At 31.7% G+C, this 7780-nt stretch carries 2 protein-coding genes; both read left to right on the top strand.

The features are described from left to right. The first annotated feature begins 345 nt into the window (after positions 1–345). Positions 346–5379 (top strand): sacsin N-terminal ATP-binding-like domain-containing protein, encoded by a 5034-nt coding sequence (locus EG242_RS14425; RefSeq protein WP_124900599.1) that lies wholly within the window; start codon positions 346–348, stop codon positions 5377–5379. 2 nt (positions 5380–5381) lie between these two features. Beyond that, positions 5382–7637: a PIN domain-containing protein gene (locus EG242_RS14420; RefSeq protein WP_124900597.1), complete on the top strand. Its 2256-nt coding sequence runs from the start codon at positions 5382–5384 to the stop codon at positions 7635–7637. The last annotated feature ends 143 nt before the right edge of the window (positions 7638–7780 follow it).

Genomic DNA, 7780 nt, shown 5'->3' with positions numbered 1-7780 from the left:
ACGTTAATAAATACTAAGGTACTAAATCATCGCAGCGAAAGCTACCGGAGGTTTAGTTCAACAGGCGCTTGGCAAAAAAGCGGGTTCAGTGCTTAAATGAAGTTTTGTGCTTCGAAATCCGCTTCTTCGCCAAGCGCCAAAACGTTATGCCTCACCCTAAAAGACGACACGACCGGCAATAAACGAACAGAAAAATGAAAGACAAAATGCCAACGCTTCAGCAAAATCAAAAGAGCTGCATCCCAACGCTAAAAGCCAACCCAATGCAGCACATTTGCTTTTGCCCAACCCCTCACAAAAATTTACAATGAAAACGGCATTTAAGATTTTGAAAAAAGAATTGCAATGACTTGGGAAGAATTAATATCAAATATAGCGACAGGTTCAATCTTTGACTTGAAGGCAAAGTATAAGGATCATAAATCAAAAATTATAGGATTAGATTTCTATGGTTTTGATGCAGTTTTACCATTAAAAGAAATAGCTAATGAATTTGAGTTGCGATTTGCTTTATTCAATTCAATAAAAAAAGACGAAATAATTACATTAGTATTAGTCGAAATTGATGAAGTAAATCGCAAATTGATATTCAGTACGAGAGTTTTTAGAAATGCACTTGATGATGTTTTATCATTTACCAAATGTAAGTCAATAGTTGAAAATAACAGAAATACCCACCTAAAAATTGATTCTAAGTTCCTAAAGCAAAATAGAAACATACTTGACAGGTTAAGAGGTGATTTATCTTCAAATGAACTAACTTTTCTATATGAATTGGTTCAAAACGCAGTTGACCATCCAAATAGGAACTTTAACAATAACGTAAGTATCAGTTTTGAAGTTTTTGGTAATTTTCTTTTGGTAAAACATAATGGAGCACTTTTTACAGAGAACAATTTTGAATCAATAACGGGCATTCTATTTGGGGAGCAGATTCAAGAAGGCGACAGGAATAGGATAGGTTATAAGGGAATCGGATTCAAATCAGTTTTTCGCTTTACAGACAAAGCCTATGTCCGTTCTGGCAATTTTAGTTTTAGGTTTTCTAAAGATGAATCTGGGTTTGATAAACCTTGGGAAGTTTTACCACTTTTTCAGATAGAGAAAGAAATGGTTGAGAAAATCCCTCAATTTGACTTCTTCAATGCCCCTGTTGCTTTTGCCTTTGAATTTAATAGTGAAAAAAACAGAGTTGATGTTATCAAATATCTGAATCAGTTAAGTCAAAATCCATATCTTCTTATTTTTCTTGATAACCTAACTCAACTAAAAATTAATGCCCCAAGTGTATCATACACAGAAAAAGGAGTGAATCATTCTTTGCCATCATTGAATGTTAGCTTTTTTAAAGAGATAATTAATGATGAAGTTTTTAATTCAATAAAACTATTTGTTAATAATAGTACCCATAGTGAATGGCTTATACATACCAAAAATGACCTTATTATTTCTAATGAAGAAGTAGTAAATGAATTACTTGATGAATCTGTTACTGCCGTGCCTGCTAAAATGCGAAATTTTAGAACACCACGTATAACAATTGCTCTGCCCAAGCATTCTTTGAACGAAGACACTATAAACTTGTTTACTTACTTACCTTTATCTAATACTAAATTCAAATTACCCTTTCTCGTAAATGCTGATTTTATACCTGATTTGGATAGAACGGATATTATTCAGAATCTAAAGTATAATAGAGAAGTATTGTTATTTGTAGCATTAACATTAGAAGAGCTTTCTCAAAAACTGGCACAAAACAATCAATTAGAATATCTAAATACGCTAATGCCTGATTTGAGCTTTGATTACCAAAGTTCAGCAAATATTATTGTTACCAATCTTTTAGATTTTTTACCTAAAACGGAACTTACATTCAATGGTACTCAATTGCCATTTTCACATATTGTTATTGACAAATCGGGCTTTGTTTCTTCTTTTGGGGCTGAAATATTTAAGGAACTTATTGACCAAGTTAATGTGCCAATAGGTATTTTAAATGAATACAAGAAAATTGTAAAACTCATTGAAAAAACAAATCCTGATAATGTATTTGACTTTAGTAAATTAAAAGAAAAAATCAAGTTAGATTCTTTTAAAATTTGGCTCAAAAATGCCACTAACAATTTGGGTTTTATAAATTATTTATTTTCAAAAAAATACTTAGACATATTTAGCAATGAATCAATCTTTCTTGCAGAAGATGGTGAATTATACAAAGCAAATGAACTTTATATCAATCTTAATTCTGATACAAACTCTTTAGAATGGTTGGGCTTCGAGAAGGTATTACACCATTCTGTTTCGTCTGGATTAAGCGACATTCAACTACCTTTATTGCAATACGACCCGATTTCATTTATCAGTGAAATTATTTGCAAGGAAAAGAAAGTTGAAATCATTGAAGGACTTACCAAAGAATCAATTTCTTTTAATGTTTTTTATACTTACTTATCCAAGTATGCATCCAATCCTTTGTTCCCGTCAGCTGAAATAAAGTCATTTCCAATTAAGACATTACAAACTATACTCCCGAGTTGGTCTGGTTCAATTTATTTCAATTCAAGCTCATTAAGCATACTTTCATCTGAAAAAGCCTTGCCTGCTGGTTTATATTATCTCCTCGATGATAATTGGAGCAATACATCTAATTCTAATTTGAAGTTATTAGCGGAAAAGTTAGGGGTATTTTCTTTTATGGAAACTGAACCATTTAACTTTATACAAACCATAATAAATACAAATAAAGATTCTATAAGCCGATTTTATTTGTCTCAAACAACAATAAATGCAAATGCAACTTTATGGGCATTTATTTTATCGTCTTTTAAAAATCTCTCAGACCCTAACAAAGAAAGTCTATCCCTAACTCTTAAGGCAATTCCAGTCTTATCAAAGAATGGAGTATTTAAGGAAGTACATACACTTTATTTGCCATCTGAATTTACCGATAATGATGCATTGGAAACTTTATCGCTTCAATTTCCTAATTCAAATATTGATTTCGTAAGTGCAGATTACCTAAAGCATCCAAATATAGAAAAGAATGAAATTAAAACACTTTTTAAAAGATTAGATGCAAAAATTGATTCAAAGGATTTTATACAACATACGTTACTACCAAACCTTCATCAAATTTCTGTTGATTTATTTGTACCTCTAACAAGATTACTATATGAAAATAGAGAGTCGGACCAAATCATAAACACAGTTCTAAAAAACAATCATTTCAAACTTAAAACAAAAGAGGGTGCATTCAAACCAATCAATGAGTGTTATATTGGTTCACCATATATTGACGAAACGCAGATACCAAATCCGCTAATCACAGTTCCAGTATTAAATCAAATATCAGCCGAGTATACTAATTCTCAAACAGATGCTTGGCAAAGGTTTTTTTCTGAAAGGTTAAAAGTAAGTGAGCTAAGAAACGAAACAGAAATAATCAGCTTAAAACTAAAGCATATTGCTGATAACATTCAATTATGGCAGAATGCTGAAGCATCAGTATCATTATTGAAAGAAATTTACCTTCTTTATAAATCAGGTAATCTATCCCTTAATAACACAAATTTAAATTTCGTAAAAAAGATACCGCTGTTAAGTAAAGGAGAGAGTGTAGCCAACTTTTATACTCCAAATGCTATTCATTTTTCAACTGCCTACAAGCCTACCTTTGATTTTGAAAAAATATTTGGGTTAGAATGTGGCGTGCCTTTCTTAACAGAATTATACAGATTTGAAGATGCCAGTGAATTAATCCAGTTCTTTGAACAAATTGGTGTTACTCAGTATTACGACCAAAACAGGCACAATGTAATTTGCCAAAATATTCCAACTGCTGATGGCAATAAGAAACCTGCTATCCAACTTTTTAAGTATGAATTAAAAAAGTATGTGGGTCAATCAAATGTAGCTTTTGAAGACCTATCCAAGTTTACGCATAATGGTAAGTCACTTGAAGATTATTTTGGTTTTAAATCAAAGCTTGATGTAAACACCATACTAAATTACATTACATCAAGTCAGCCTAATAGACGTGAATTAAAAGATTTAATTTCTGAAATTTTAAAGGTTTACAATCCAAGTAATTATAATGATAAAAATCTAATTAACGATTTCATAAAGGGCAGCAAATTACTATCATCTGCAAAAACATATAACCTAGTTAGTGAGCTGCATTCAATAGATGAGATGATACGAAGCGGTATTCGTGAAAATGAGTATCTAATTGACCCGTTATTTAGCAAGCAGGAACAAGATTATAGAAAAAGATACCATAACCTTTTCGGGATTAAAACATTAGGCATTGAAGATTTCAATCCACATTTTGAAGGTGGTCATAATGATTATGAGTTTTCAAATCGGGTTAATGAAAGATTAGTATTCCTGGCTTTTGATGGTGACGATGAAAAATACAAAGAGGTAGAAAATGAGTTTAAAGAGAAATTCAAGGAATGGAAAATAAAAAAATGTTCCAAAATTTCCTTGAAATATCCTGAAACTGAAAGTAAAATAGTAAAGGAAGACAACAGGAATTTTATTATCACAAATGAAAAGACTATTTATTACATAGGCAATTGGGTTGAACAAAGGAACTTTCTTTTAGTCCATTGGCTAAACGATAATATCCTAAACATAAAGAAACAGCTTCAATTTGTCCAAGACATCTTACTTAATAATCCCTCTGATATTATTTCCGACTTTGAAAATAAAGGCAGGGCTGTACCTGATGAAATCAAACAAAGATTTAGAATACCAGAATCAACACCACAAGAGAATAGTGTACCAGAGCCAGTTCAAACAGAAAAGTCATCAGATGAACCTGAAATTGAAAAGACAAATGACGAGGAATTTAAAGACCCATTTTGGGATAGCCTGACAGACAGCGATATAAAATTTATAAAGGATATTATTGGAGGGGAATATGAGCTTAATGAACAAATTGAAGCGAATTTAGCAGCAAAAATTAAAACACTAATGAGTATAAAAGATGAATATTCAAAATCAGAACTGTCAGACGAAGAATATTATCTAAAGGCAGGTAATGATGAAATTATAGTTCGTTCTGCTCAAAGGGGTTTGTTGTTTCTTGATTTACACCATTGGAAAAGGCTTGGTGAGCAAAATGTAAAATTGGCAATTCATACAAACAATCAAATAACATTTTTTAAAACGCAACAAGATTTATTTGACTTTACTAAAATCAAAAACAAGTATGGTATTATGAAATTACCAGTTAAATATTCTTTAGATGATTTAAATTCAATTGGAAAAACATCAGATAATGGAAAGTGGCACTTTGTGTTTATTGTAAACGAAAAAGCCCAGGCGGCAAAGCAATACATAGAAGTAATGAACCTTGATGACTATAATTTTTAATTATGAAGAGGCTCACGAAGAAACACCAAATAAAATTTTACGAAGAAGAAATCAAGAAGATTCTCTCTGATTATCAGTCATATCTTGATTCCAAGTGCATTGATTTACTCAACAAAGTTGAATTGTTTATCGGCACATTTGAATATATAGATGAGTTAAGAAATCAGGTGGTATTCTCTTTTGCAAAGGATAAACTTCCAAAAACAAGAGTGCCTTTGACAGCAACTAAACCAAAATCATCAGAGGTAATAGCCAAAAGCTTTTATGATTACAGTTACAGTTATTACAGAAAAAATGGTGTGGCATCCTTTTCCGAATGTTATGGTGTTTATTACCAAGAGTTAAATGGCAAGTACAATGTGGGTTTCAGTAATTTTGACATTGAGTTTTTAAATTCATTATCTATTGGTGATAAAATAGTTTTTGGTATTTCCGATCCTCCATTGAAATACTATTTCAACTTAATTCAAATAACAAAGAATGAAGTTAAATCCAAAATGGTTGATGATATAATATTGGGCAATTATCATTTAAATGATTTTAATCCAGTTCATATAGATGATTCTTTAGTACTAATTGAAAAGTACAAAGCCAATTTACACAGTCAAGATACAATCATAATTCAAGGTCCTCCAGGTACTGGTAAAACATTCTTTATTTCCAGACTGCTTTCTTTGCTTTCCCAAGAGAAGAAATCAGTATTAGTTGCAACTTTGGCTAATAGGTCATTAATTGAACTAGCCAAAAAATATTTTGAAATTAAGGAAGCTAAAAAAGGTGTAGTTTTTAAATCTAATTTGACTTTAGAAGAAACCAAAGAAGTAAAGGAATTAAAACCCATACCTAAAGATTTTCTTCCAGCTGAGGGCAATATTTTATTAACTACATTTTATAAAATGACAGGTGTAGCTGTAGAAAATATTACCGCACCAATCTATGATTACGTTATTTTAGAAGAAGCCAGTCAGAGCTTTTTAGGCACTATTGCAGCGGCAAAGCTACTTGGCAAGAAAATCATTTTAGTAGGCGACCCTCTTCAATTACCGCCTATTGTGAACCAAGCAAATCCAAGTAATATCTCTTTAGATATTGATTTAATGCAGGAATCTTTTACTTTCTATGCTTCAACAATTAATTGCCCTAAATTTCGCTTAACAACAACCTACAGGTTTTCTGAGAATGCCTGTGTTCAAACAAATACATTTTACGAGAATAGCCTAAAATCAAAATCAGATATTCAAGAAAGTAATGATGTATTTTCAAAAATATCACCAATCTACAACAACAAAGGTGGTTGCTCATTATTGTATTACGATTCTACAAATTTGAGAAACATCTATGACCTTCTTTTAGCTCAGATAAATGCCTTGCTTCAAATAAATCCCAAGTTTGAAATTGCAATTTTGTCTTCCACGAAGAAAGGTGTGAAATTGCTAAGAGATAATTTGCTTCATAAATTCGGTGATAAACAAGACCAAATTCTGATTAATACAGTCGATAGCGTTCAAGGTTTAACAATTGACTTTTGCTTTTATTTTGCTTTTTCTGATGGTAGCCCTGCGTTTTCATTCAAGCTAAACCGCTTCAATGTGGCAACAAGCAGAGCAAGATTTTGTACTTTGATTCTATTAGATGAAGTTTACAAAGTGGTTCAACCATACAAAGGATTTGTAGCTGAATTTATCTCAAAGTGTGATTTAAACAATGATACTTCTTTTCCCATAATTATAGAAGAAACCAGTAACAATGATTCCTTACCTCCTAAAACACCAGGGCTAAAAGTCATCGACAAGATAGACCTATCTAAGTTTGAAAAACCCAAGAAGGAAATTGTTAAAGGCAAAGAAAATATTTACATCATTGACACCAACGTATTTGTTGACCAACCAGATATAATTTCTAAGATTGACCACAAATACAGTGTAGTTCTATCAGCCAAAGTAATTGACGAGTTAGATTATTTAAAAATATCACCTTCATTGTCAGATGAACAAAAGAAAAATGTTCAAAAAGCAATCAAACATATCAACGAAAGTTTTGACAAACGAAATATCAAAATGGTCACAGCCGACTTGGCTTTATTACCAAATGATTTTAATAAAAAATCACCCGATAATTTTATCCTTTCAGTTGCTTTAAGATACAAAAGTGAAAACCCAATAATGCTCACATCAGATAATGGCTTGCAGATAAAGGCAAAAGGACTAAACATTACGACAATAACATTAAAGGAATTTATGAAACAATTAAAATACTAATGCCAACGCATATGGTGGCACATTTGCAATTTAGCACAAGCCAACGCTAAAGCCAAAAATTGCAAAAGAGCCACCAAGCCAACGTACCAAGACAGACTCAAAATGACAACAAAACGGACGACAGAAAAAGAAGGGCGAAGGCA

Origin of the sequence: Paenimyroides viscosum, assembly GCF_003858535.1 — a bacterium.
Taxonomy (GTDB): domain Bacteria; phylum Bacteroidota; class Bacteroidia; order Flavobacteriales; family Flavobacteriaceae; genus Flavobacterium; species Flavobacterium viscosum.
Note: the sequence above shows the minus strand (reverse complement) of the source record. Positions and strands in the feature narration are given on the sequence as shown.